Source organism: Bacillus niameyensis (genome assembly GCF_001375535.1).
Classification (GTDB): domain Bacteria; phylum Bacillota; class Bacilli; order Bacillales; family Bacillaceae_C; genus Lederbergia; species Lederbergia niameyensis.
The window spans coordinates 1,414,747-1,439,074 of the sequence record NZ_LN831197.1; the positions used below are offsets into that span (position 1 = coordinate 1,414,747).

The 24,328-nt window shown below is 37.2% G+C and carries 21 protein-coding genes; 8 read left to right on the plus strand and 13 right to left on the minus strand.

Features of this window, described 5'->3' with window-relative positions; translation table 11 throughout:
• Nucleotides 1-33 precede the first annotated feature (33 nt).
• From BN1243_RS06995 to cyoE, 4 genes are all read right to left on the minus strand, one after another.
• Entirely contained in the window at nucleotides 34-990 is a 957-nt protein-coding gene (locus BN1243_RS06995; RefSeq protein WP_062105480.1) for an ABC transporter permease, read from the minus strand.
• A gap of 162 nt (nucleotides 991-1,152) precedes the next feature.
• The gene (locus BN1243_RS07000; protein ID WP_062105481.1) at nucleotides 1,153-2,889 is read right to left on the minus strand and encodes an ABC transporter substrate-binding protein; all 1,737 of its coding nucleotides are present in this window, start codon (nucleotides 2,887-2,889) and stop codon (nucleotides 1,153-1,155) included.
• Nucleotides 2,890-2,962: 73 nt separating this feature from the next.
• Nucleotides 2,963-4,159, minus strand: coding sequence for a M20 metallopeptidase family protein (locus BN1243_RS07005; RefSeq protein WP_154669816.1), 1,197 nt, complete (start codon nucleotides 4,157-4,159; stop codon nucleotides 2,963-2,965).
• A gap of 335 nt (nucleotides 4,160-4,494) precedes the next feature.
• Nucleotides 4,495-5,403 (minus strand): heme o synthase, encoded by a 909-nt coding sequence (gene cyoE, locus BN1243_RS07010; protein ID WP_062105482.1) that lies wholly within the window; start codon nucleotides 5,401-5,403, stop codon nucleotides 4,495-4,497.
• A 199-nt stretch (nucleotides 5,404-5,602) separates the two neighbouring features.
• On the opposite strand from cyoE, the gene BN1243_RS07015 reads away from it, so the two are divergent.
• The 3 genes from BN1243_RS07015 (at nucleotide 5,603) to BN1243_RS07025 (ending at nucleotide 8,488) form a co-directional block, all read left to right on the plus strand.
• Entirely contained in the window at nucleotides 5,603-6,646 is a 1,044-nt protein-coding gene (locus BN1243_RS07015) for a Delta(5) desaturase DesA (RefSeq protein ID WP_062105483.1), read from the plus strand.
• A 112-nt stretch (nucleotides 6,647-6,758) separates the two neighbouring features.
• The gene (locus BN1243_RS07020; RefSeq protein ID WP_062105484.1) at nucleotides 6,759-7,889 is read left to right on the plus strand and encodes a sensor histidine kinase; all 1,131 of its coding nucleotides are present in this window, start codon (nucleotides 6,759-6,761) and stop codon (nucleotides 7,887-7,889) included.
• Nucleotides 7,889-8,488 (plus strand): response regulator transcription factor, encoded by a 600-nt coding sequence (locus tag BN1243_RS07025; RefSeq protein ID WP_062105485.1) that lies wholly within the window; start codon nucleotides 7,889-7,891, stop codon nucleotides 8,486-8,488. Before BN1243_RS07020 ends, BN1243_RS07025 begins: the two co-directional genes overlap by 1 nt.
• A gap of 203 nt (nucleotides 8,489-8,691) precedes the next feature.
• On the opposite strand, the gene BN1243_RS07030 is transcribed toward BN1243_RS07025, so the two are convergent.
• Entirely contained in the window at nucleotides 8,692-8,979 is a 288-nt protein-coding gene (locus BN1243_RS07030; RefSeq protein WP_062105486.1) for a hypothetical protein, read from the minus strand.
• Between the two features lie 311 nt (nucleotides 8,980-9,290).
• On the opposite strand from BN1243_RS07030, the gene BN1243_RS07035 reads away from it, so the two are divergent.
• Nucleotides 9,291-10,184 (plus strand): DMT family transporter, encoded by an 894-nt coding sequence (locus BN1243_RS07035; RefSeq protein ID WP_062105487.1) that lies wholly within the window; start codon nucleotides 9,291-9,293, stop codon nucleotides 10,182-10,184.
• 103 nt (nucleotides 10,185-10,287) lie between these two features.
• On the opposite strand, the gene BN1243_RS07040 is transcribed toward BN1243_RS07035, so the two are convergent.
• A complete protein-coding gene (locus BN1243_RS07040) occupies nucleotides 10,288-10,488 on the minus strand; it encodes an amidohydrolase family protein (protein WP_084782303.1) in 201 nt (66 codons plus the stop codon).
• 1 nt (nucleotide 10,489) lies between these two features.
• On the opposite strand from BN1243_RS07040, the gene BN1243_RS21600 reads away from it, so the two are divergent.
• The gene (locus BN1243_RS21600; RefSeq protein ID WP_195892079.1) at nucleotides 10,490-10,780 is read left to right on the plus strand and encodes a C39 family peptidase; all 291 of its coding nucleotides are present in this window, start codon (nucleotides 10,490-10,492) and stop codon (nucleotides 10,778-10,780) included.
• A 43-nt stretch (nucleotides 10,781-10,823) separates the two neighbouring features.
• On the opposite strand, the gene BN1243_RS07045 is transcribed toward BN1243_RS21600, so the two are convergent.
• The 7 genes from BN1243_RS07045 to BN1243_RS07080 all read right to left on the minus strand — a co-directional run bounded on the left by BN1243_RS07045 (nucleotide 10,824) and on the right by BN1243_RS07080 (nucleotide 19,355).
• Nucleotides 10,824-12,002, minus strand: a complete 1,179-nt coding sequence (locus BN1243_RS07045) for a Gfo/Idh/MocA family protein (protein ID WP_062105489.1) — start codon at nucleotides 12,000-12,002, stop codon at nucleotides 10,824-10,826.
• Nucleotides 12,003-12,091: 89 nt separating this feature from the next.
• Nucleotides 12,092-13,186: a polysaccharide deacetylase family protein gene (locus tag BN1243_RS07050; protein WP_062105490.1), complete on the minus strand. Its 1,095-nt coding sequence runs from the start codon at nucleotides 13,184-13,186 to the stop codon at nucleotides 12,092-12,094.
• 26 nt (nucleotides 13,187-13,212) lie between these two features.
• On the minus strand, nucleotides 13,213-14,505 hold the full coding sequence (locus BN1243_RS07055) for a Na+/H+ antiporter NhaC family protein (RefSeq protein WP_062105491.1): 1,293 nt from the start codon (nucleotides 14,503-14,505) through the stop codon (nucleotides 13,213-13,215).
• 364 nt (nucleotides 14,506-14,869) lie between these two features.
• Nucleotides 14,870-16,015, minus strand: a complete 1,146-nt coding sequence (locus BN1243_RS07065; RefSeq protein WP_062105493.1) for a hypothetical protein — start codon at nucleotides 16,013-16,015, stop codon at nucleotides 14,870-14,872.
• A gap of 146 nt (nucleotides 16,016-16,161) precedes the next feature.
• Nucleotides 16,162-16,452 (minus strand): CD3324 family protein, encoded by a 291-nt coding sequence (locus BN1243_RS07070; RefSeq protein ID WP_062105494.1) that lies wholly within the window; start codon nucleotides 16,450-16,452, stop codon nucleotides 16,162-16,164.
• Between the two features lie 528 nt (nucleotides 16,453-16,980).
• A complete protein-coding gene (locus BN1243_RS07075) occupies nucleotides 16,981-17,361 on the minus strand; it encodes a stage III sporulation protein AH (protein ID WP_230200114.1) in 381 nt (126 codons plus the stop codon).
• 128 nt (nucleotides 17,362-17,489) lie between these two features.
• Nucleotides 17,490-19,355 carry a terpene cyclase/mutase family protein gene (locus tag BN1243_RS07080; RefSeq protein WP_230200115.1) on the minus strand — a complete coding sequence of 622 codons (1,866 nt, stop codon included), beginning with the start codon at nucleotides 19,353-19,355 and terminating at the stop codon, nucleotides 17,490-17,492.
• 278 nt (nucleotides 19,356-19,633) lie between these two features.
• Between BN1243_RS07080 and BN1243_RS07085 the strand changes: the two genes are divergently transcribed.
• The 3 genes from BN1243_RS07085 to BN1243_RS07095 all read left to right on the plus strand — a co-directional run bounded on the left by BN1243_RS07085 (nucleotide 19,634) and on the right by BN1243_RS07095 (nucleotide 24,148).
• Entirely contained in the window at nucleotides 19,634-20,527 is an 894-nt protein-coding gene (locus tag BN1243_RS07085; protein ID WP_062105496.1) for an AraC family transcriptional regulator, read from the plus strand.
• A 61-nt stretch (nucleotides 20,528-20,588) separates the two neighbouring features.
• On the plus strand, nucleotides 20,589-22,361 hold the full coding sequence (locus tag BN1243_RS07090) for an ABC transporter ATP-binding protein (protein ID WP_062105497.1): 1,773 nt from the start codon (nucleotides 20,589-20,591) through the stop codon (nucleotides 22,359-22,361).
• Nucleotides 22,358-24,148, plus strand: coding sequence for an ABC transporter ATP-binding protein (locus tag BN1243_RS07095; protein WP_062105498.1), 1,791 nt, complete (start codon nucleotides 22,358-22,360; stop codon nucleotides 24,146-24,148). Before BN1243_RS07090 ends, BN1243_RS07095 begins: the two co-directional genes overlap by 4 nt.
• Nucleotides 24,149-24,328 lie beyond the last annotated feature (180 nt).

The following is a 24,328-nucleotide window of genomic DNA, read 5'->3' on the forward strand; positions in this document are numbered from 1 at the left end:
GACTTTCCTAAGCCATCCCTTCCCGCAAACTTTCTATTTCAATCGCACCCGCGGATCTGCAACACCATACAGCAAGTCAGCTATTAAATTGCTTATAACTGTAAGAAGCGCAATGAACATTGTAAAGCCCATTAATAACGGATAATCTCGAACCGTAAACGCCTGCATGTAAATTGCACCGATTCCTGGCCAATTGAAGATTTGTTCGGTAATAATCGCACCACTGAAAAGGGCCGGCAACTCAAAGGCAAATAATGTAATGGCTGGAAGTAGTGCGTTCCTAAGGGCATGCTTATATACAACTGCTTTCTCCTTCAATCCTTTTGCCCGTGCAGTTCGGACGAAGTCTTGCTTTATAACCTCAAGCATATTAGTCCGGAAATAACGGGCGAGTCCACCAATCCCGAGCATCGTTAATACCATAACTGGTAGAATCATATGCTCAGCAATATCTTTAAAATATTCCCATCCGCTGTAATCACTACCGGTTGTAATCATCCCTCCTGCTGGGAACCAACCGAGATCGACAGCAAAAAACTTAATCAAAATCAAACCAAGGAAAAATGACGGTGTCGCCATTCCAGCAAAAACAAGGACAGTAGCTAAAGAATCAAATATGGAATATTGACGTGTTGCAGAGACTACACCAACAATGACAGCAATAATCCATGTCAGAACTAGTGAAGCTAAGGCTACAATGAAAGAACTCCATATATAATTTCCCAGAACCTCTACAACTGGCCGTTGGAATTGTAAAGAATAACCTAAATCTCCTTGTAATAAATTTCCGACCCAAATGAAATATCTTTTGATCCCTGGTTGATCAAAGCCATACAAAGCATAGAGTTCAGCCTTCCGTTCGGCAGTCAAGTTGGGGTCTGAATCTACGAAATTCCCAGGAACAAGGGAATATAAGAAAAAAATAAGAATGGACGCTCCAATGAGTGTTGGAATTAAATATATTAATCTTTTAAATACATAACCTTTCAAGCTTACATCTCCCCCAATTTTATAAAGGTAGGATCATTCATTATGTTTCGCTGTGTTCCATTCACGGAATCTTCATACAATTAGGCGTATCCAAATTCTGCATCTGGATACGCCTTAACTATTTTTCCGTCAAGCAATCATGATGCCTAATCTACGAATCTTTTACTCGTTCACATCCACTATTTTCAAATTCTTTAGGCTAGATGAGATGCCCCGATATCCATTTGGTTCAAAGCCTTCCACCCGAGCATTCGTCCCACTTAATACTTTTGTATAGGATAGCAAAATCAATGGTGGATCCTCATCTAAAGCTTTATATAATTCATGAAAGGCAGTAACTCGTTCATTTTGATCATTTGTCGCAATTGTCGCATTAATTAATTCATCGATTTTTTCATTTCCAAACCCTTTTATGATCGAGTCATTTGCCTTCGTTTGAAAACTATCGATTCCATTGTATGGATCCGTCAACATTGGAGTTGAGAAAGAAGCAAGATCATGATCTCCATTTTCTACACGGGCAAGCAAAGCATTGAAGTCCATTTGTTCAACCTGAAAATCAATACCGATTTCCTTATAGTTTTCTTTAGCAATTGGAATCAATGTATCGCTAATTCCTCCAGCACGTGTGAAATAATAGACTACAAGCTTTTTCCCGTCCTTTTCACGAATTCCATCTGATCCTTCTGTCCACCCAGCTTCTTCTAGTAATTGTTTTGCTTTTTCAGGATCGTAATCTGTGCTGCCAATCTCATTCGTATAGGCCCATGATGCTGGAGATACCGGAATATTAGCTACCTCACCATAACCTTGATAGAAAGTATCTACGATTGTTTTCCGATCCAATCCATAAATGAAGGCTTGACGAACTTTTGGATCTTTAAATATTTCTTTTTCGTGATTAAAAGAAATATAGCTGTAAGCAGATGATGTATAAATATTAATGTTGGCAAAACCTAATCCTTGTAAAAACTCAAAATTATCTTGGCTAGCTGTAAATCCACTATAATCTAGTTCACCAGTTTGGAAGAATTGTATGGAATCCCCTTCTGTTGTCTTATAAATAAATTGATCCACTTCCGGTTTTCCACCAAAGTAATATTCGTTAGCCTCGTAGCGAATCTCTTGACCAGGCAAATAGTCAACGAAACGGAACGGGCCCGCTCCTACTGGTTTTAAATGTAATGCGTTAATATAATCCAAGTTTCCTTTTTTATAGTCTTTTCCGTAATAATCCTTCTTCAAGACAACTCCACCAAGGAGTCTTAGTGAGCGAGCATTGACTTGTTCTGTTGTAATTTCAATCGTTTTCTCATCAATTACGTTAATTCCAGAAATACTTTCTGCATTACCATTTTTATAATCTAAACCACCAACAACTTTTGCTTCTGTAATATCAGTGCCACCTGGATAACTAGGATCGTGTAGCAATGTTAAGGTGAATTCCACATCGTCAGCTGTAAGTGGAGTTCCATCATCAAACAATAGCCCATCGCGTAAGTGATAAGTATAAGTTAAACCGTCATCCGATACATCCCATTTTTCTGCAAGTCCTGGAACCGGCTCACCAGCTTCATTAATATCAACTAAAGGTGGAAACATAACAGATTGGACATTCCCATCATATCCACTTGTATTAAAGAAAGGTGTGAACACTCCGCCTGGCTCTTGTAATCCAACAACGACTGTATTCCCGCGATCAATAGCCAGCTTTGGAGAAGTACTAGGATTTTCAGCTTTTATTTGTGTATCTTCCACAGTATCTGACTCAGATTTACTGCCAGTACCAGATCCTTTATCTTTTTCACTACCATTGGAACTTGTATCTGCAGCACAAGCGGCAAGGACAACACTAAGCAAGATCATACTTAAAAATGAAGTGAATTTTAATAATTTCATCAATCTTTCCCCTTTTCCTTTTTACATTACAACGGTTTTTGCATTATTCTTATGAGTAAACTTGGTTTTATAATCAAAATAAATAATGTGAAACGATGGTCACGAACGATTTTTCAATATTTAATAACGCTTGCTCGTCAAAATCAAACTTCGGGTGATGATGTGGAAAATGCGTACTTTCATTATCATTCCGAGCCCCAACATTAAAGAAAGTTCCTGGTTTTTCCTGTAAGAAATAGGCAAAATCTTCCGCGCCCATTCCTGGTTCTAGTTCAATCACAGAGGATTCAGTAAAAACTTCCTCAAAAATTCCTTTGACAGTTTCTGATTCTTTAGGGTGATTATAAAGTGCTGGATAGCCGAGCAGATAATCGATCGAAAATTCCGCCCCAAAGCCTTCCGTAATTCCTTTGACAATAGAATAAATATTATCTTTCACTTGTTTTCTGACATCTTCGTCAAATGTACGGACAGTTCCTTCCAGTCTTGCAGTGTCAGCAATAATATTGAACGCACCGCCAGCTTGGAACACTCCGATTGTGACAACAGCTGATTTTAACGGATTAACTTTCCGGCTAACAATTTTTTGTAATGCGTTAACGATATCACTGCCAATTACGATCGAATCGATAGTATCATGAGGTCTCGCACCGTGTCCGCCTTTTCCTTTTACGATTATTTCGAATTTATCAACGGCAGCTGAAGTAAATCCCTGTCCAACAGCAACTTTCCCTAATGGAATTCCGGATGCTAGATGAGCGCCAAATACGTAATCAACACCATCTAAAATTCCTTCTTCAATCATAAACTTTGCTCCTCCAGGTGGAGTTTCTTCTGCTGGTTGGAAAACAAAAACGATGTTACCTTTTATATTTTCCCGATATTTACTTAATACTTTAGCAGTCCCTAATAACGCTGCGGTATGCCCATCATGTCCACATGCATGCATTACACCGGGGTTTAACGATTTGTAAGGTGTGTCTTTTTCGTCTTCAATTGGAAGAGCATCAAAATCTGCCCTTAGAGCAATCGTTTTGCCCGATTGGCCACCCGTTAAAATTGCGACTAGTCCGTGTCCTCCGATATTCGTTTTTACATCAAAACCAAAGCTTACTAGTTTCTTCTCAATATACTTAGCAGTTTTCACCTCATGAAATGAAAGCTCTGGATGCTGATGCATATATCTTCTCCAGTTAATAACCTCCTCAAGGTTATCTTCCAGTTCAATAAAAATTGATTCTAAAATGGTTTGATGTTCTGTTAATGGCATTTATTTCAACTCCCCTTTCGTACAATTCCTACTAATCTAATAGGTTTAATGATTTCGTTCATTGTATTCCATAATTTTCAAAATAGCAACAGTTTTATTTAAAATTGAATAAAAAATTTTCTTTCAAGACAGAAAATAAGCTATCCAACAGTGGATAGCCCTAATCATTGATTATAAAAAGTCACTCTTATTTTGAGCTCAGCACTTCCCAGTATTTCAAATGTTGGATCCTATCCGCAAAAGATATCTTTCTATCAATGTTTGTAAAAAATCTCCAATGGAGAACCGGTTACATATTTATAAAAAAAGCACCTCCCATAGTTCGGAAGGTACTCCTAATCAAATATTGGCAATGTCACAATAATCATCAACAGAAAAACGATTGTTAAATAATTGACTGACCAAAGAAAAATTATATGCGCCCATTTCAAATCATTTTTCGTATATAATCCTTTTATACTTACAACAAGCCAAAGGACATTAAATAGTGTCGTAATGACAACGAAAGTTATACCTAGAGAGGCTAAGAAAAAAGGCAGTGGAAGTAAACATGCAACATAAATAACAATTTGGCGTTTTGTCATTGCAAAACCATGTACTACAGGAAGCATAGCTACTCCAGCCGCTTTATACTCTTTCCACTTCTTCATGGCAATCGCAAAAGTGTGTGGCATTTGCCAAATAAAGATCATCAAAGCTAAAGTGATTGGTACTAGATGAAAACTGGACTCAAGCGCAGACCAGCCAATTATAGGTGTTACAGCTCCAGAAATACTCCCGATGACTGTGTTAAGTGTGTACTTTCGTTTAGTCCACATCGTATACAGCACGACATATGTAAACCACCCCACAAATGTGTAGAATGTCGCTTCAACTGTAGTAAATAATAAAAGGATAAATCCCACTACTGTGAGACCAATACCAATTACTAATACGCTATTAAGAGATATATTTCCTGTAACCGTCGGACGGTATTTCGTCCGATCCATAATGGTATCAATGTCAACATCATACCAATTATTTAGAGTAAGGGCCCCGGCCATCACAAATGTACTCCCTAACAAAACGAGGACGAATAATTCCCAATACGATGCGAATGAAGAATCTGTAAAGTATAACGCTAACCAAAAACCTGTCACAACAGGGAGGACATTAGCAATTAAAACCCCTGCTTTAAACAGTGATTTCAAATCCTGTACGAAGCTAGGAAGCCTATCTTGAAAGTCCTTTATATTCTTGCTCATACTGTCCCTCCCCGTTCAGTAAATCTCTATTCCGCAGAATTCACTCTAAAATAACTATATCATTTCCAAACTATAAAATTAAAGAAAACTCATTAAACCATGACATTTATAATGGTTTGTCCGTGACAATTATGCCTTTTATGTTTTTTTCTTTTACTTTACATTAAATATAAAGAAAGCAAGGATGGTGAAGTAACTTATGTCTAAATTGGATCATCGGAATTTAAGAAAGCAAATTGCCCATTATGAAAAAGCAAATACGAAAAGTAGTGTTTGGCAAGTGATCAATACGCTTGTACCATTTTTTCTTCTATGGTTTTTGGCATACAAAAGCATATCCATCTCCTATTTCCTTACATTTGCATTATGCATAATAGCAGCCGGATTTTTAGTTAGGATTTTCATCATTTTTCATGATTGCTGTCATGGCTCGTTTTTCAAAAAAGGAAGAGCGAATCAAATTATCGGCACAATTACAGGAATATTAACTTTTTGTCCTTATGAACAATGGAAACATAGTCATGCTATCCACCATGCAACAAGTAGTAACTTGAATAAGCGTGGTACAGGTGATGTTTGGGTAATGACTGTTGATGAATATATCGCAGCATCGAAATGGCAAAAAATAGCCTACCGTTTATATCGTAACCCATTTGTTATGTTTATTCTTGGACCAATTTATATCTTTCTTGTTGCATATCGTTTTAATACGAAAAACGCTAAACCGAGAGAACGCCGCAACACATATGTTACAAATATTTCCATAGTCATTGCCATTGTTCTATTATGTTGGTTAGTCGGATGGCAATCCTTCCTACTTGTCCAAGGACCCATTTTCTTAATTTCCGGATCGCTCGGAATTTGGCTATTCTATGTCCAACATCAATTCGAGGATTCTTATTTTGAAAACCAAGATAATTGGGATTTTGTAAAAGCTGCAATAGACGGAAGTTCCTATTATAAACTTCCAAAAGTACTTCAGTGGTTAACAGGAAATATTGGTTTTCATCATATCCATCATTTAAGTCCTAGAATCCCGAACTACTATTTAGAAGAAGTACACAATAATCATAAACCGTTACAGGAAGCAACAACAATTACACTTTCAACAAGCTTGCGTTCACTTCATTTTCGTTTATGGGATGAAAAAAATAAAAGGTTTATTGGATTCAAAGAAATAAAAAGCGTCCTTGAAAAGGATGAAAAAATACCAACATCTATTCCATCGGTTAAAAATTCTTAGAATTCAGCAAGCTCCTTTGTGTTATGATGACAAAGGAGCTTATTTTATAATATAAGAAGAGAGAGATAGGCTAAATCAGGAGCTAGTTTTCTTAAAAATTGAGGTTTAAAAGATGAAAAAAATACTCTTAAAATTAAAAAGTTCAGGTATATCACCATATATATGGGCCATTCTCGCAATACTACCTTTTTATTTTATTTTAAAATCTTCATCTACTGTTGAAGTAATTATTGGTATCGTATTAACAATCCTTTTCTTTGTTGCTCTGCGACTTGCTTTCATTTCAAAAAAATGGCCTGTGCATTTATGGACAATTATATTAATCGCTGTTTCACTGACAATGTCACTTCTTTTTCAATATATTTATTTTGCTTTTTATATTGCCTACTGCAATGGCCATATAAAAAATCGTGGTACGTTTTTAACTGTATATATTATCCATTTACTTTTTACAGCAGCTTCTATCAGCTTGATTGCTGTGTATCATTATGACTTATTTTTACAACAACTGCCCTTTATGGTTATTCTTTGTTTGAGTGTCATTTTAATGCCTATCAATATATTTAACCGCAAAAGGCAAGAAAAGTTGGAACAACAATTAGAAATTGCAAATAACAAAATTGCTGAACTCGTAAAACAAGAGGAACGACAACGGATTGCCCGAGATTTACACGATACATTAGGGCAAAAACTCTCAGTTATTGGCTTAAAGAGTGATTTAGCTAGAAAACTCATTAATAAAAACCCCGACCAAGCAAGGAATGAATTAAAAGATATCCAACAAACGGCAAGAACGGCATTAAATGAAGTAAGAACTATGGTTTCGCAAATGCGTGGCATCAAATTAAAAGAAGAATTTATTAGAGTTCAAGAAATTTTACATGTGGCGGAGATCGAATTTATTGCAGACCGTGACATAAAGTTGAAAAACATTTCATTATTTCTCGAAAATATTTTAAGTATGTGCATAAAAGAAGCAGTAAACAATGTTGTAAAACATAGCGAAGCAACGACTTGTTGGATTACAGTTGAACAATCTGCTAAAGAAATTCATCTTATGGTAAAAGATAATGGCATCGGAATTAGTGACCACCATTATTTGTCTAAAGGAAATGGTTTAATTGGTATGAAAGAGAGGCTTGAATTTGTTAACGGAACGCTAGATGTTGAGGTCGATAATGGTACGATCATCACAATGAAGGTACCTACAGTAATGAAAAGGATGAAGAAGGAGGAACTCTGATGATTCGAATTGTAATCGCGGAAGATCAGCGGATGATGCTTGGGGCTCTCGGCTCACTTCTGAATTTGGAAGATGATATGGAAGTAATTGGAATGGCAAGCAATGGAGACGATGCGGTTCAATTAGTTAAACAAATGAAGCCCGATATTTGTATTATGGATATCGAAATGCCTGGAAAGACTGGGTTAGAAGCGGCTGAGGAGTTGCAAACTCAAGATTGCAAAGTAATCATCCTCACAACGTTCGCTCGATCAGGATATTTTCAGCGTGCTGTTAAAGCTGGTGTCAAAGGCTACTTATTAAAAGACAGTCCAAGTGAAGAATTGGCAAACTCGATTCGTCATGTCATGACTGGAAGAAAAATTTATGCGCCTGAACTAATGGATGATTTGTATAGTGAAGAAAACCCACTTACAGTTAGAGAAAAAGCTGTTTTGGAGTTAGTCGCTGATGGGAAGAACACAAAAGAAATTGCAGAAAAACTAAGCATTAAAACTGGCACTGTTAGAAATTACATTTCTCAAATTCTCGATAAACTAGAAGTGACCAATCGAATTGAAGCCATCACGCATTCAAAGAAAAAGGGATGGTTTAAATAGGATCCAGAATAGATGAACGATCCTGAAAGAATTTAACAAGTGAGCACTAGATTACCATTCCCTCCTTTATGCTAGCTTTAATTAATTCTCGAACTTTTCGACATCACCTTTCTTCCAATGTACTACTTCGAGGACATTAGTAATTCGGATCCCTCCCCCAGCTTCCGAGGGTAGGTTAAAAGCCAATCTTATTTGACGAATGCTTACCCAGAGTCCTTATCCCGCTCCCTGTCTTTATCATCCTCGATCTCCTCCTTTTTCTCAATCGTATTTTTCGTCCCACTGTACAAGCCGCTTGCTGATAAACCAAGGATTGTACCTACCAATATACCTTGTCTAATTTCAAAGTTAGTAATATATACTACCCCTATAATCATTCCAAGCCCAACTGCAATGAATGGAAGGTATCGATTCGCGACCCCAGCCCTTTTAAATAGTTCTACTAGAGCTAATATTAGAGGGATAACAGCCATATCATATATTTCAAACATGCAGTCCACTCCCTTTTAAAATATATTATGAACGAATGTTCTCCAACGAAACGGCATTTTCCCCTGATTGTTTGGACTGCTATTTTTTCAACAAAAAACACATCATGCTGAAAAGTTAGATGCGTTTCTATAGTTTATTACTCATTAGAACCTCGACCAACCTACATGGACACCTCCATTTTCTTAATAAAATCCAATTAACGTGCAATGCAGATAAAGGCTAAAAAAGTCTCATATGAATTAAAAGTTTACTATCCCTTGCTTTATGTTTAAAATAGGACAGTTAGCATTTGTATACGAGGGGGGATAATATGGTTAAAGCTTACTCTTGGCTAACTTTTTGTGTAATCGTTTGGGGAAGTAATTTTGTATTTGGAAAGATTTTAGTCCAAAGTTTTTCTCCAGCATTACTAACATTTTTAAGACTTTTCTTTATTGTGCTTTTTTTAATTGTCATATCATCCTTTAAAGGACAGATAAAACGTATAAATAAAGCAGATTTTCTTATTATTTTTTTGCTAGGAGTCATTGGTGTTTTTATTAATCAATGGTCTTTTTTTGAGGGATTAAAAACAGCAGATCCAACAACCTCTGCATTAATATTAGCAACCACTCCGATTATAACCGGCCTATTAGCTGCTCTCTTCCTAAAGGAAAAATTGACACTCCGTATGTTGTTCGGTTCTATAGTAGCAATTATCGGGATTTTCTTTGTTGTAACAAAAGGAAGTTTTACGTCTTTACAAGTAGATAAAGGCCTTCTTTGGATTGTAGTAACGATGGTCACATTCGCCTTAATGATTATCATAACAAGATTACTCTCTCAACGGATCGACCCACTAATCATTACCCTATATTCTAATATTGTCGGACTAGTCCTTTCGACGCTTTTTGCCTTTTCGTTAGACAACCCATTACGCATTAGCAGTGACCTATGGGACTGGTTGCTATTAATAAGTACAGCTGTTATTGTCCACGGATTAGCTAATCTCATTTGGACTAGCTATATTCGCCATGTTAATGCTTCTAAAGCATCGGTACTATCTAACTTAGAGCCTTTTATCGCGATGATATTTGGATTTATTTTGTTGCATAAACCTATTACAGGTGCAGAAATAGTAGGTTCCTTTTTTATTGTAGGAGGCGTCATACTTTCCACTTATCAAAGAAAACGACTGTATGTTCATGAAGAATCTAGAAAGTGAGAGCCTTTAAAGAGCTTGTAGCGTAGAACAAGATGAACAATCGCTATATATGAAAAAGGGCTATTCATAATTTGGATGGCCCTTTTACTGTTATTCCGTTATGTCAATCGTAAATGTGTCCTTCGATCATTGTCCATCGGACATTAAATTCAGAATCGATTAAAACGAGGTCAGCATTTGCTCCTTGTTCTATCCTGCCTTTATTTTTAAGGCCTAAAATATTGGCTGGCGCAGTGGAAGCCATATATACAGCATCTTCTAGTGAAATTCCACTCTCCACTGTTTTCAGTAACGCCTCGTTCATTGTGACTGTACTAGCCTTAGTCAAATTAATTGAGAAATATTGTGGGAGTGTAGAAGATTTAACGGGGTGCAGCCTTTCAAAATTAGAAAAACAATTACTCAATCAGAAGCCAGTAGTTGTGTGGGTTTCTCCTTTACACGGATTCACAGTCCACGCTCTCATTCTGACAGGTTATGATGGAAGTGATTACTTCTTCAACGATTGTTGGTCGAATCAGAAGGGCGTAAGAATAAGTAAGGACGAGTTTCAATTCATTTGGGAAAATCAAGAAAAAAGAGCCATTTCCTATTAGAGCATTCCATCAAAAAAAGAGACGGATGGTTTCCGCCTCTTTTTCATTTAATTTGAACTATTTTCCCTTTTGTTGCCCAAGAAACTCCGATATCACTTGGCATACACCACTGATCATAACTTTGCCTAAACGTTTGTCCCAAGCCTTCAACCCAGGTAACACCTGAATCTTCATCCAAGCGAATTAAGCTATTAGGGATCGGTGTAATATCCGGAACAGATTCGTGCATTGTAAGTATTGCCTGCACGTGTGTGAGTGCAGCCTCTGGACCACACAGAATCTCATTGGATTCATTTTCGATCGCACAAATACAAGTTACTAACTTTTGTAATGCATCCGTATCCGGAGAAGGATAAATGATCTCTGTTCCATCATGGAAGTTTGCTTTAATTTGATTGTCCGCTGTTTTATGAATTGTTGCATTTTCAAATTCATAATCAAAATGGGGGCCAAAAGAATCTTTTACTGCATGGGTTGCATAATAATAAATTTCTGCCTCTTCGGCAGTTGTAATATGAACAGCACATGAATCAAAGTTTTCTATAGGATTAGCTCGATATAATTCAGCAGATACTTCCTTTATCTTAACGCTTTGATCAATGTCAGGTCCTAGAAGATAAAACATATGGTGCAAGTAATGAGCCGTTGCATTATTGGCAACACTATCGAAAATAGGATGTCCTTCATCACTATATAGACGGCCAGCCCATTGATTTCGTTTAAAATAGGCTTCGTTACGTGGCCAATTCACAATCGTTTTAAGTCGAATCGCTTCCCCAAATTTCCCTTCCAATATATCTTTCTTCAACTTTTGAACAGATGAAGTAAACGACCAGTTAAAACCAATCGCTACAAATTTACCTGTTTTATTTCTCATCTGAATAATGTCATTTACTTCTTGAAGCGAAGCGCACATTGGCTTTTCACAAAGAACGTTACTACCTTGCAAAAGCGCATAACAGGTTTGTGAAGCATGCAGATGAATTGGGGTAGAAAGGATAGCCAGATCTGCACGATGATCTTCATAAAATTCCTCGAGCGATGAAAATATCGGAATATGTTGTTCAATAATCCGATCATAATTTTCACTTTTCTCCGGGGTAGGATCAACTATCCCAACAATATGAGCATTTAGTTTTTCGCCTTCATCCAATAATTTTTGAACATATGTATTTCCATAACCACCAATACCAGCTAAAACGATACTAACTGAATTGTTCATCTTACGAATCCCTCCTACTATGATTCTATTAATTATTATCCATAGATAGGAGCTTTCCCTTTATTTTCCTAGTAGAAAAAGAGGGAATCTTACTGATTTACTTGATTTTTAAATTCAGACAAAGTTGTTTTGTAGCTAATTCGTATCCTTCTTAGTTCATGCAGGGATGATTGAAGATCGGCTACACCAGGCTTTGTCGTAACTGCATAATCGTAATATTTTTTTGTTTCCTCTAATACTCTTTCATCGTAGTGACCAGAGGGATAAGCAATCGCTGTTACTCGTTTTCCTGTTATACCTTCTAACTTTTTCTTAATATCTCCAAATTCTTCCTCAAAATTGGTCACAGTTGGTAGGGATTGATGTGTTTCTGTATGTGATTGGATGGAAATAATCCCAGAATCACTCATCTCTTTTAGTTGTTTCGATGATAATCCCGACTTAGTATCAATTTTTTTACCAATCATGAAAATGACTGCTTTCGCTTGAAATGAGGAATTATTTAACTTCTTCAATATGTTATAAGCATTGATATTATTTTGATACCCGTCATCCAAAGTAATTAGAATTGGCTTTTTGATATCCTTAAGAGCATGTAGATCATCAAAGGTGATGGGGGTAAAACCGGCTTCTTTTAAATACCGCATTTGGATTTCGAAATTTTCCGGAGTAACATACAGCTCTTCTATTCCATTACCTTTATATTCGTCAATCGCATGGTACATTAAAATTGGCACTTGATCATTCACAATTTCTGATTCTAAGACCATGCTTTCCTCTTCTGATAAATCAATTAAATAATCGGAACTTACATATCCGGTATGAACTCCATACACTACTTTATACCACGTTCCTATTGCTGAAATATAGGTTACTTCTTCCCCTTCAGGAATCGTTGTGATGATCTGGTCTTCAATTGAAGCTCCTTCTCGCATATTGAGGCTTCCAGTTGTCAAATAAATGTTATTTTTCGAGCTTGACTCAACCGATGCTTGCTCACTTTCGAGATCTTCTACATGTTCTTCTTCCGTTGTACTCTTTGTTACATTTGGCTCGGTAACCTTTCCCGCTCCAATTGATGATGAAGTTGTATTCACTTCAAGATCTGATTGTAATGAACACGCCGTGACAATCATCATTATAATGGTCATGAACGTAATCCCTATCCATTTTCGCTTGTCCACCTCATTACACTTCCTCACAAAAGTTTTTATGATTTATTCTTTATTCGAGGATATCCCCCAATAATCGCTAGCACTCCGCATAATCCTAATAAAATCGGATAAATAGAATATGGCATAATGGCAACTGGGGATATTCCAGCAAGCCCTGCTGCAGCAAGCAATTGTGCTCCATATGGAATAATCCCTTGTACACTACAAGAAAAAATATCCAATATACTAGCAGACTTGCGCGGATCTACGTGATATTCATCTGCAATGTTTTTTGCCAATGACCCAACAATAACGATGGAAATCGTATTATTCGCAGTAGCAAAATCGGTGATCCCCACCAAACTAGCAATACTCCATTCTGCTCCCTTTTTCGATCGGATTCTTTTCGTTACCTTTTGTAAAATATAATTAATCCCGCCATTGAAACGAATGACTTCCACCATACCAGCAATCAAAATAGCTAAGAAGGAAATTTCGTACATCCCTGCCAGCCCTTCATTAGCTGCTTGCAAGAAAGCAAAAATATTATAGCTACCATCCAATAATCCAATAAGACCTGCAATCATAATTCCAAGTGGAAGAACAATAAAGACATTTATTCCAATTAAAGCAAGAATAAGAACAACTAGATAAGGGAGTATTTTTATCCAACTATACGATTGCAAGGCGATGTCTCCATGTTGTCCAGCTGTTAAAATTGCTAAAATCAAACATGTTACAACGGCTGCAGGCAATGCAATCCAGAAATTCACTTTAAATTTATCCTTCATCTCTGTATGTTGTGTACGAACAGCTGCAATAGTTGTATCGGAAATAAAGGAAAGATTGTCGCCAAACATCGCTCCCCCAATTATAGCTGCCATTGAAAGAGCGGTCGCAATATCAGTTTGCTGGCTGATTCCAACTCCAATTGGTGCAATCGCTACAATGGTCCCTACCGAAGTTCCCATCGATAATGAAATAAAGCATGCAATCACGAAAAGGCCCACAATCAAATAATGTTGTGGAATAATCGATAGTGCCATATTCACAGTCGAATCAACTGCCCCCATTCCCTTTGCTACTTCTGAAAAAGCACCTGCAAGCAGAAAAATCAGCACCATCAGTATGATATTTCCATTACCCGCACCTTTACAGAATATATCTATCTTTTTATGTAATGTCTCTTTCCTATTTAGCATTAAAGCTACACCACTTGCAATCGCGATCGCAATGATGACGGGAAAACGATAGAAATCTCCTGTTACGATCCCTGCTCCAATAAATAAAAGGAAAAAGACGCCAAATGGCAATAATGCGAGTGGGTTTCCACTTTGTTGTATTTTCATGATGTCCTCCAAAAAATATCACTTAAATCTTAATCAATGCCTTCATTAATATATCAAATTAATTGGTTGGATAGTAACTTTAAGAGAACAAAAAAGAACTTCTGCCTAAAAATCCCTTGAACCTGTATATTTGTTTCTCTTTTCTGGATTAGTATGATGGTAAGGAATCTACACCCTTCTTTGAGCAGTGAGTAGTATTTGATACATATTTTCTCGACTAAGATATTATCCGTATGGAGAAATATCTTATTAGCAGGCCTTAAGTTTATCTCATGAATATATTTTACCCAATGTATAAAGCCCATAAATAGTTCTTCCTTTTTAAAAAACACCTAGTTACTTTGATCTAGAATTGTCTTATCCATTACTTCTCAGAAAAATACAGATTAAATTTCCTTAGAGATTCTTCGAAATTTTTTACCACTGCTTTTTCTGTAAAAATAATTTTCTCATCCTTTAATAGTGTCCTTCCAAATCGAAATATGCCCTCTTGTTCCTCATGACCAACTTTAGGTAACTCATGTTTTGCCGGAAGAAAGGACTTTCCAATTGGGTAAGGTATATGAAATGAAAAAGAAAAATCCTGTAGGTTATCCTTTTGAATAGAAAGATAATACAAAGAGTAATAATCGTTACTTTTTTCATACAAGCAATTCACACATTTAATAATATCTTTTTTATATAATTCAAAAAACTCCCATTTGCTTAGGTAGTCGAATTCTCTTAAACTGCACCATAGCTCAAAATGTAGTGGGCAAAAATGTAAATGTAAGGTTTTATGCGGTGACGGAGGTCTATAGAAAGAAAGTTTCGTGTAGTGAGAAAGGACTAAAAGTTTTATAGCTTCATTTTTCATCCCATAATATTGTTCTTTTTTATCTAGATATTCCCCTTTCTTTGTTCTAGCATTCAAGGCTCTTATCTGAAATTCTTTTGCCCATCGATTTATCCATACAGTCCAAAAGCTCAACTGTAGAGTAGCACCTAGTTGGCTATTTTGCTTAAACCAGCTAGCCAGTAACCTTTTCCAGTGATTTTCGAAAAAATCAATGCTAATTTCCAGATTTCTTTTTCTTGTTTCTGCCGATTTTTTTGCAGTCTGTAATCGGTTATTATGAACTTCCAGATTGTGCTCATATCTCCAAGATTCAATGATTCCAGTTGATATTTTCAACACAGCTATTGCATCGTACATTGGAACCTTTAACTTTTTACCCCATTTATTAAGATCGATATAGTGATCAACAATCAGTTTTCCATCTTCGGTCCATCTTTTTCGTTCTGTAGAGGTGATAGCTAGATATTCTTCTACTTTAGATGGATGGAGAGCAAAATGAGATGAATATTTTCTAAATAGCCTTTTCCGAAATAATTCATCTTCCGTTTTACTTAGTATCAGGTTTACTAATTCATTTTTCTTCTTTTTTCTAATTTCATTTTCCTTGAGATAAAGAATCGATCCAAGTTCCGCTTTTGTTAACTTTCCAACACTTTGTTCGAAATTCTCCACAGTAAGTGAACACCATCCTTTGTCTCTTCTCTAGTATAAATCATACCAGGAACTAGTGTTCGTGTAAAGTGGAAAACATCAGAAAAGTATTGAATATAGAAAACACCGTCCACATTTGCAAACGGTGTTGTTTTTCCTATTTATTATCAGTGATTCGTCTCACTGTATACTCGCCGGGTTTTATAAATTATTTTTCGAATGCTTTCAATCGACAAGTTGTATATCAGTTCCAACTCCTCGAAAGATAATCCGTCCTCATAAGATTGATAAATTTCTTCATTTCTTCGAGCTATCAACTGACGTGAGCCATTTACTTCTCCCCATCCCGCTCGCTGATTCGTTTTCTTAGGGATATAGATCAGTTCGCCCTGAATATATTTTTGCAGTTCTTTCAGCAAATGAGGGGGAAGCACCTCTTTTCCATTTTTATATCGCAAAAATTTACATCCTCCTTATTGAGATGTTCATATATAACGGTCATTTTTTTAACATACATTCAGAAAAACCCCTTTCATTTATTTTTAGGCAGGTAAACCCTTACACCATGTTTCCTTTTCAGTATAATTGCATTTTCAAGATTTGGAAAGATGCGATAAGTGAAACTTCAATCACTGAGGGATTCTTTCTTCCCCCCGAATAATTGTTAGTTAAACGAATCAGGCTATACTCGCTGTTGTTCAATCCCCACTAACAATTTTCAACGCAAATTTGCAATGGGATCATACAGCCCGTTAATGTAATAAATGAGGCCGCACAAATGCGGCCCCACTTTTCTGTGATTTCCGCTTAAGCGGAAATCACCTCGCTTTGCTTGATCAAAATAATCAGCCTCCTTTCCGATATTCTATCGGTCCGACACTCTTATTAACTCATATTTGAGGAGTGGTCAACAAGTGAAAAAATAATTATAATTAAATTTTACCTGTGAATGTTGGTCCTTGAATATTTATGCTCTATAGGACACCCTAATTCCGACCTTGTTTCTCAATACTGTTCCATACGTCTTTACCTACCATGAAAAATCGCTCATGTGAACATAGAGCTAACATACATTTATCATTTTTGTAAAACATTAAGTCCTCTGGTAGCTCTGGACTGATCCAATTGAAAAGAGAATTGCTATATTCGTTCAAAAATTGCCTTGTTGCATTATTCAATCGAAAGTAAAAAATGTATGCTGTATCCTTAGTAAGTTTTGTCGTTTCCCATTCTCGTTGAATTGTTCTTTCTATTAGTTGTTCTTTAATATCGGCTATTAAATGGTCAATATAAGCAAGACGTTCATCCTCAAATTTCATCATTTGGCGATTTTCTACAAATGCAATACGATTGCATTGTTTTGACAAGATGTCAACTAATTGTCGCTAGCGTTTTCCTTTTACATTTTCAGTAATCATTAGCATTTTAATTCCCCTTGGCACTCTCTTCTATATAACTACTATCTTTTATAAGCAGAAAACACACTTCGAGCTACTTAACTAAACTTATTCCGATAATGAGCAAGCGTTAACAATGGCCATACATAGTCATAACAATGGTAATGAATATAAAATGCTCCCGCCATTCCCCTTCCTTTCGGATAATCCCATGTCCACGCCTCTTCTTTATGACCAACTAAAAATTCGAGACCTCTTTTTATCTCAGGCGTGACTTCCTTAGTAGCCGCGATAAGTGCATCGAGAGCCCATGCTGTATGAGTGCGTGTACTAACCTGAAGCGGGACATACTTTCTCTCTTTATCACTTTTACAAGACTCTCCCCAGCCTCCATCAGACAGTTGGGTTTTGCGCAGCCAACTAGTTGCTTTCTGGATCGCAAGATGACGGGCTGGAACGCCCACTGCCGTTAGGCCAATTACAGCTGCCCATGTTCCATAAATATAATAAATCCCCCATCGTGCATCCCAAGAACCATCTGGATTTTGCTTATCTAATAGCCACTTTACTGCTTCTTGAATCATTGGATGATTTTTGTCGATATTTGTGTAATTCCCCAAGAACTCTAATGTTCTCCCTGTTAAATCAGGTGATGAAGCATCCAATACTAAATCTTCCACATGATCGATTGGAAATAATGTTAGCAAAGGATTATCAACATCTTTTTCGAATGCTGGCCATCCTCCATCGTCATTTTGCATTGACATTACCCATTGAATTCCCTTATTCCATGACGAAAGCAGTTCATCCCCCCTTCTGGCAATAGCCCTTAGAGCAGCTGTTGAGTCGTCCACATCCGGGTTAATCGTATTGATGTCTGAAAACCCCCAACCACCTGGGGGAACATTCGGATTATGCAGAGCCCAATCTCCAAATTTTTGTTGCTGGCGTGATATTAAATATTGATTAGCTTTTTCCACCATCTGATTTGAACTATGAACTCCAGCTTCCTGAACCGCGTAACTAATTAGGGCCGTATTCCAGACATTTGCAGTTGTATATTGAACATGAAGCTTATTTTCTATGCTACAAATAGTTGATTTTAATCCATTTATGGCTTTCAAAATGATAGGATGGTCTTTTCTATACCCTTGCGATATAAAGGCAAAAATCATGAGATAGGTCGCACTAAAATAACTTTCCAATGTTCCATTTGGCTCAATACGTTCCTGTATATATTGTTCCGTTCGTGCCAAAGCCATATTATGGAGCTCTTCTGGCAATCCAATGAGTGTTTCAATTCCTTTCTCAATATCATCCAAAATTGAACGCCATTCTTTTACTTCCTCTTCAGAAAAAAACGCTCGTTCCCGACTGACATGTAAATCAGATAAATCAGGGGTTTGCGTTGTCTTCATTGTGAATTTACTGTCGGCAAGGATAAATGCTGGTGCAAGATTAGCTCTTGCAAATACTGATAAATTGAAGAAATTAATCGGGAAGGATTCAGGCAGCAACATAAACTCAATTGGAATCGGGGACAAATCAGGCCATTTATATTGCCCCGTAACGACTAACATTATTTTTGTAAATATTTTTGCTTTTGAAAGTCCACCATTCTCCAAAATAAATTGCTTGGTAGCTTTCATTTCATTATCTTGTTTATTTTTGTACCCAGAAAAGAGTAAAGCAAAATAGGCTTCAATAGTTGTAGAGAGGTTCCCGTTCTTTTCATCTTGGTATAACTTCCAGGCTCCATTTGCTTCCTGTTTACTCGCAATTCTGCTAGCAAGACCGTGAATAAGGGACTCATCCTTCATTTCAAGTGTCCGCAACAAAATAATCATATAACAATCCGTGACAATTCCCATTTCAAACGGATAATCCCAAGAGCCATCTGATGTTTGATCCTTGAAGAATTGTGTAAGGATTCGCTGGATTTCCGCACTCACTTTTTGGATCACGAATCTTCCCCCAATCGATATGCAGTTTATATACATTATTCTTAGGGGAATGGCAACATTCGTGAGGAAGGGTGTAGATTTCTTAATATGAAAAACTAATTTATTATTAATTGTCCTTTTATTTGCTACTATTACAATAAAATCGCATACTAGCCCTCATTTCCCCCTAATAACTTGAATAACTATGCAAAAGTTAATTCACCTACAATATTGGACTCGAAAATGTCGGGCTCCCGTAGATATCTTTGTTAAACTTAAACATGAATGGAGGTCATTAAATGAATATGCTGGAAGGAATTAATGGTGCCTTATCTTATATTGAAAACAATTTAGAATACGAGATAGATGAAAATGAGATTGCTAGGCGGGCGTGTTGTTCGATCTATCATTTTAAAAGAATGTTTTCATCCTTATCTGGTATTACACTCGCGGAATACATTCGTCGGCGCCGTCTGACATTAGCTGGAATTGAATTAAAAAATAGTAATACAAAAGTAATTGACTTGTCCGTTAAATATGGCTACTCCTCAGCAGACGCATTTTCACGAGCCTTTCAACAATTTCACGGAATGACACCGACAGAGGCTAGAAAAAACGAGAGCTCACTCATATCTTTTCCTCCCATGACCTTTAGGCTTACTATTGAAGGAGGAGTGGAATTGAATTACAGAATTGAGGAAAGAAGTGCATTTCAGATAGTCGGTGTAAAGAAAGTTGTTCATCAACATAATGGAACAGTTGAAGAAGGGGAAAACCAAGAGGTTATAAAAGTTTGGGAAAGCATTGATGATGATACATACAACCAACTTATTTCCCTATCTAATCAGAAACTATCCGGCATACTTCATGTAACCAATGGGGAAACAGTACCTGGGAAACAACACGATTATTATTTTTCAGTCGCAACAGACAAAAAATATCCAAAACACTTTTCATCATTACATGTGCCTGCTCTGACATGGGCGATATTTGAGGTTAAAGCACCATGGGAACCAGAAAAGTGGCATCGTATCTATTCAGAATGGTTTCCCTCTTCAGGCTATGAAGAAACAGATGGACCGAGAATTCAGGTGGGCCCTGACCTCCCATATTGTTTAACGAAACCAATAACTCGAGAACATCCGATTGAATTATGGATTCCAGTCATTAAACGAAAATTGAACAAGGGTTAAAATGCCTTTTTCGGGAGCATCACTCAATTGCATCACATTCTACGAAAGGAAATACATTTTAATGGAGAAACGTAAAGAAAGGAATCACGCTTTTCAATCTTTAATAAAACTTTTAAGATGGGCTCGGCGCTACTGGCTTTCTTACTTATTACTAGGTTGTATCGTTATCGTCTCCTCCCTTATCCCTACTGGTACCGCTGATGCAACCCGTAGACTGATGAACGCTGTTTTTAATAAATCCATATCTGATTTATTCGTTTCTATTAGCTTTTTTGTCGTCATCTTTGCCGTAGGGATCGTGATGGAAATCGTCCGCAGTTGGTTCATGCAACGTACCTTGAATCGAACAACGCTAGACTTACAGCGAGCCGTATTGGAGCGAATGTTTTTACTCAATTTAAAACAGTTAAGTAGATGGCATACAGGAGAACAGATTCAACGGTTAAATGGTTCTGCGGTTTCTGCTCAAGAAGGGATGAACGAGAAAATCCCACAAGTTATTGAGCAAGCACTTTCGATCCTATTTTTGTTTACTTATTTATCTATTTTGTCTTGGCCTTTAACAATCGGTGTCATTGTCATTGCCATCATCATTCCACTCATTGGACTAGTAACAGCTAAACCAATCCATAACTGGCAACAGAATGCAAATCAGTCAAAAGCTGATCAAGACGCCAAGCTTCAGGATCAGATGCAAGGTGCCGATAATGTACGGATGTATAATCTTCGTCCCCAGTTTAATCGCCGTTGGGGAAAAATCGTTCAAACGACTCTACGAGGAAATATTCGGGTACATATGTGGTCTGCTTTTTCCAGTATGCTCACTTTTTTTGGCTACTGGTTAGGACAAATATATATTTTTGGACTCGGTGCTTGGTTAGTCTTTCAAGGACAGTTAGAGGTTGGCGTCATTGCTGCCTTTTATGTTTCCTATGAGCAATTAATTTATCCAGTCATGCGCTTATTGAATATATGGCCGACCATCCAAAATACATTGGCTCATTTTGGCCGGGTTTGTGAGATGGCTGATCCAACGGAACATAAACCACTTACTCCTGGGAGGGAAACTTTGCCATCCAAAGGAGATATTGTGATGGATCAAGTGTCTTTCAGTTATATTCCTAACAAACCAATATTACACGACTGTTCATTAACGATTAAACAAGGCAGTACAACAGCTTTAGTCGGAACAAGCGGTGGAGGAAAAAGCACGATTCTTAAATTACTTCTTGGTCTTTACACACCTGATGGAGGTCAAATACGGATCGGCGACACTGTGCTTACTCAATCAAATCTTGGTACTTGGCAGGCTCAAATAGGATACGTCCCCCAAAACACACATTTATTTGCTGGGACAGTGATGGACAATATTCGGATCGGCAAACTAAACGCAACGTCAGAAGAAGTTGTCGAAGCAGCTAAGTTTGCTCAGGCTGATGAATTTATTCAGGCATTGCCCGAAAAATATCAAACATATTTAGGAGAACTTGGACAACGTTTATCCGGCGGACAGCGACAACGGATTGCCATAGCACGAGCTTACTTACGGAATCCAAATTTATTGTTATTAGATGAACCCACCTCTGCATTAGATGGACATAACGAACAATTAATTAAAGAATCAGTAGAAAAACTTATGAATCAGCGAACAGTTGTTGTAGTCGCTCACCGTCTCTCAACTATCCGAAATGCTGATTATATTGCAGTCATTGAATCTGGTCATGTCGTGGAGTTTGGCTCACATGATGAACTAATGGAGAAGAATGGAAGATATGCTGCCTTCATTCGTGCAGAAAATTGGGCTGATCGAACAGAGGAGGTGCAAGTCTCATGAAGACACTTCAACTCAAAGATGTATTGCCCATTCTTTGGAATCGTTTAGGTTCTAATCAACTGATTTTTATCCTTGGCTTCTTATCTTCCCTTAGTCAGTCGGTGATCATGATACTGGAGCCTTTTTTTGTGAATCTGATCTTTAATCAGATGGAACTTGAGGAATATCATTTTCTTTATTCATTGTTAATTATAAGTACAGGCATTTTTATTTTTCTCATCGGGTTAATGTTCGTAGGAGAATATTTAAAACAAACGAGCATGGCTCGCTTACAAGTAACAATGATGGTTGAATCAGCGGATCATGCCCAGCGTTTGCCCCTGGGACGAGCGACTTCTGTCCATTCATCCGATCTCGTCCAACGGGTAACAACTGATACTACGCGAATGACAGGAATTATCAACACAATAATCAACGATATTGGCTACCAACTAACGATGTTTATATTAGCGGCAGTCTATCTTTTTTGGTTAAATTGGAAAATAGCGATTGCTCTATTGCTTGTTGCACCATTATCATTATTGTTTAGCATTTTTTTGCGGCGGAAATTACAACGTATTGGTCAACAAGTGGCAGATCAAGAATCCATCATCCGTCAGCTACAACAAGATGCATTACAAGGAATGGAAGTTATTCGAGTGTATAGTGTTGGAGAGTGGATAAGGGACCGATTCATCTTAGAGCGCAAGCAATTAAACCAATTATATGTGAAAAGAATGTGGTGGTATCAAGGATTGAATGTTTTATCGAAAACATTTTCCCAATTTTGTTTCATGAGTACGGCGATTATTGTCGGTTGGTTAGCTATTCAAGGGACAATGGCTGTCGGTGCAATTATCGCACTTTTCACATTAGTTTGGCGCATAAATAGCCCATTACAAGTCATTGGCCAATTATCGGGGCAAATTCAAGAAATTTTAGGGTCTTCCAAACGAGTACTCTCTTTATGGGCAGCTGAAAAAGAGCCTACAGAAACGAAAGCCGAAAACATGGAACTAGTATGTAACAATAAGTTACAATTCAATGAAGTATCCTTTTCTTATTATGGAGAGGGTTTATCGGAATCAAAAGATAAAAAACATAGTAGTAAAATAGATGAACAGCTAAGCCAAATTACCTTTAAAATACCGCCTACTTCTTTTACTGGAATAGTTGGACGAAGTGGATCAGGAAAATCAACAGTCGCAAAGATCGCAGCTGGATTATTATTTGCCACTGAGGGAAACGTGCTTTTGGGTGGAATAAATGTTGTTGAAAATCTCGAGTCATTTCGGAAGTTCATCGCTTATGTACCTCAGGATCCATATTTGATGGCTGGAACAATCCGAGAGAACTTAATGATGGCATATCCAGATATAGAAAATGCTGAAGAGGCAATGAAAGAGGCCGCAAAAAAAGCCCAAGCCCATGAGTTTATTAGTGCGATGCCAGACGGGTATGATACAGTTATTGGCGAAAACGGAAAGTCGTTATCTGGTGGACAGAGACAGCGGTTGGCTATTGCCCGGGCCTTTCTAGCGAATCGACCTTTGTGGATAGTAGACGAAGCCACATCCGCATTAGATACAGAAACTGAGAAGGCTGTGATGGATGAATTACGTAAAGTAGTTAATAGAGGACATCGCTTACTAGTGATTGCCCATCGTATATCGACTTTACAACATGCGGATCATATTATTGTGATGAAAGATGGAAAAGTCCATGAAGAAGTGAATGGTGGAAATCTATTGATTGATCATAAATTAAGAATTGAAAAAATAATGAAGGATAATGAGTCTATAGCATGAAACTACTAAATATGACTCCTTGGTAATTGGAAAATACCCTTACCTTCAAGTAGATAAAGTTGAAAAATGGAGCTGGGACATAACTAAAATTACTTCCTCTAAATACGAGTATTGAAATGTCCCAGCGTTGGAAATATACATAGACTCCTGTGGGAAGTGGGAAATCGTTGAGACCTCACA